This window comes from Rhizobacter sp. P2_D12, assembly GCF_056404395.1.
Map to the genome: position 1 here is coordinate 1 of NZ_JBFUEB010000238.1, position 2,821 is coordinate 2,821.

The 2,821-nt window shown below is 73.0% G+C and carries 3 protein-coding genes; 1 reads left to right on the plus strand and 2 read right to left on the minus strand.

Annotated elements, in window-relative coordinates; translation table 11 throughout:
* A partial coding sequence (locus AC1DYN_RS32010) for an AMP-binding protein (protein WP_477966754.1) occupies nucleotides 1–790 on the plus strand: 790 nt, incomplete at its 5' end.
* A gap of 21 nt (nucleotides 791–811) precedes the next feature.
* Here the strand turns inward: AC1DYN_RS32010 and AC1DYN_RS32015 are convergent.
* Nucleotides 812–2,398 carry an oleate hydratase gene (locus AC1DYN_RS32015; protein WP_477966756.1) on the minus strand — a complete coding sequence of 529 codons (1,587 nt, stop codon included), beginning with the start codon at nucleotides 2,396–2,398 and terminating at the stop codon, nucleotides 812–814.
* A gap of 81 nt (nucleotides 2,399–2,479) precedes the next feature.
* Nucleotides 2,480–2,821, minus strand: a 342-nt coding sequence (locus AC1DYN_RS32020; protein ID WP_477966758.1) for an urease accessory protein UreH domain-containing protein, incomplete at its 5' end; no start/stop codon positions are given.

The following is a 2,821-nucleotide window of genomic DNA, read 5'->3' on the forward strand; positions in this document are numbered from 1 at the left end:
CCCGCTGCGGGCCGCCTTCGGCGGGCGCGTGCGCGTGGCCGTCAGCGGCGGCGCGCCCCTGTCGGCGACCGTCGCGCGCTGCTTCCTCGGGCTGGGCGTGCCGGTGCTGCAGGGCTACGGGATGACGGAGACCTCGCCGGTGGTGGCGGCCAACACGCCGCGGCACAACGACCCGGCGACGGTGGGCACGGCGCTGCAAGGCGTCGAGTTGCGGCTGGGCGAGCAGCAGGAGCTGCAGGTGCGCGGGCCGAACGTGATGAAGGGCTACTGGAAGCGGCCGCAGGACACGGCGCGCGCCTTCACGCCCGACGGCTGGCTGCGCACCGGCGACCAGGCGGCGATCGGCACCGACGGCCGGGTGCGCATCCTCGGCCGCCTGAAGGAAATCATCGTCACGTCGACCGGCGAGAAGATCGCGCCGGCCGACCTGGAACTTGCGATTGCCGCCGACCCGCTGTTCAGCCAGGTCTTCGTGCTGGGCGAGAACCGGCCGTTCATCGCCGCGGTGGCGGTGCTGGAGCCGCGCCGCTGGGAGGCGCTGGCGCGTTCATTGGGGGTGGACCCTCAGCGCCCCGACAGCCTGGCGCTGCCGGCGGTGCGGCAGGCGGCACTGGCGCGCATCGCCGCGCAGGTGGCGCACGTCCCGCGCCACGGCGTGCCGCGCGCCGTGTGGCTGACGCTCGCGCCATGGACGGTGGAGAACAGCCTGGTGACGCCGACGCTGAAGCTGAAGCGGCACAACCTGCTGGCGCATTTCGCGGCCGGGATCGACACGCTGTACCGGCACTGAGGCCGGTTCGCGCCGGCACCATCAGGCCGCCAGCGTCTTCAGCGCGGCGAACGCCGTCGCCGGGTCGGCGATCGCATGCCACACCGGCGGGATCTCGCGCTCGATGCCGAGCAGCCCGTAGACCGCGTGCATCGCGCCGCGCACCGAGTACTCGACGGTGAACACCACGTCCTCCGGGATCTCGACGTACTGGCCGAGCAGCGCCAGGTTGCACGTGCCGCGCGGCAGCACCTCGGGCCGGTCGCCGGGCGCGCGCGGCTCGAACTCGCTGGTGATGTACGGCATCATCACCGGCACCACGGTGCTGGTCTGGCACAGCTGGTCGAGGATGTCGGTGAAGTTGAGCTGGCGCACCAGCTCGGTCAGGATCTCGCGGCCGCTGCACTCGGCCATCGGCTTGTTCACGTAGTCGCCCGGCCGGTCGACGAACAGGCCGTAGCCCCAGATCGTCCACGTGCCCTCGGGCTGCCCCGCGAAATGCGGCGCATGCGGCACGACGATGGACATCAGCCAGGCCGAGTCCTTGAAGCTCATCAGCGCGCCGGTGCCGGGCGCGTTGCCGCTCAGCTCCTCGATGCGCTTGACCAGCGCGGGGTTGCGCAGCGTGATGCTGAACGACAGCCACTTGCTCTCGTCGACGCGCCCGCAGAACACCTCGGGGCGGCCCAGGTTCGGCAGCTTCGCCGCCAGGTTCTGCCACAGCGTCCACGCGCCGTCGCGCCGGTCGCGCACCAGCTCGGCCGGGTGCTCGTGGTCGCCGCAACGCGAGTCGGCCGTCATCGAACCCAGCGTCATGAACACCAGGTCGTCGGGCCCGACCACCAGGCTGAACGGCTCGCCGTGGCGCCGCCCGTGCAGCGCCGCGACGCGCTGCCCGCCCTGGTGCGCCGCCAGCGCCACGTCGTCGATGCGCGCACCGTGCTCGATGCGCACGCCGCGCTCGCGCAGCCAGTGCTCGATCGGCCGCGCCACCGACTCGTACTGGTTCAGCCGCGTGCGGCGCACGCCGGCCAGCGTGTGGATGCGCGGGAACTCCTGCAGGAAGCGCAGCATGTAGCGCTTCAGCTCGACCGCGCTGTGCCATTCCTGGAACGCGAAGGTGGTGCGCCACATCGCCCAGAAATGCGTGCCGAAGAAGTGCGCCGAGAAGCAATCGTCGATGCGGCGCGCGCCCAGCAGGCGCTCGGGCGTGACCAGCAGGCGCAGGATCTCGGCGCGGTCGTGCAGGTCGAAGCCGAGCCGCGCCGCGTCGAGGATGCGGTGCTCGCGGTCGATCAGGCGCGCATGCGCGTCGGTGCGCACCTCGTCGTTGAAGCGCTTCACCTGGCTGCGCACGCTGTCGCCGCTGCCGTCGAGCGTCGGGATGCCGTCGAGCAGGTCCCACAGGCAGACGTAGGCCTCGTCGGTCCACATGCGCCCGCCGCGCGTCACGAAGCCGTGCTGTGCATCGCCGCTGCCGTCGAGCGCGCCACCGGACACCGGCAACTCCTCGATCATGTGGATGTCGTTGCCGCGCCAGCCGCCGTCGCGGATCAGCAGCACGGCGGTGGACAGCGCGGCGATGCCGCCGCCGACGATGAAGGCCTGGGGAGGGGAAGACGACGACATGGCGGGGTGGGTGGGCTGCAATGCTTCATTGAACCCGCGGCGTCGGCCGGCGGGTTTGAGCGGCATCAAGCCGCCGCCGCCTCATCCGGCACACCACGCCGACACCGCCGGCCACAGCCCGCGCGCGAGCGACCAGCCGGATGCCACGGCCAGGCAGGCGCCGGCCGCGCRCACCGAGGTGCGCAGCCCGCGCTGCGACAGCCGCKCGCCGCCCCAGCGCGACCACAGCCAGGGCCCGGCCCACAGGCCGACCGAGGAGGCAAGCGCGAACGCCGCCATCACCGATGCGCCGGCGAGCGGGCCGTCGGCCAGCGCCGCCATCACCCAGGCCGATTGCAGCAGGCCGCAGGGCCAGGCGAACCACAGGCTGCCGGCCGCGCCGGCCCGCAGCGGGCCGTGCACGCGCTGCCAGCCGCCGGCCGC

Coding starts and splice junctions, on each gene's coding strand:
- AC1DYN_RS32015 (WP_477966756.1), bottom strand. CDS start 2,398: ATGTCGTCGTCTTCCCCTCCCCAGGCCTTCATCGTCGGCGGCGGCATC.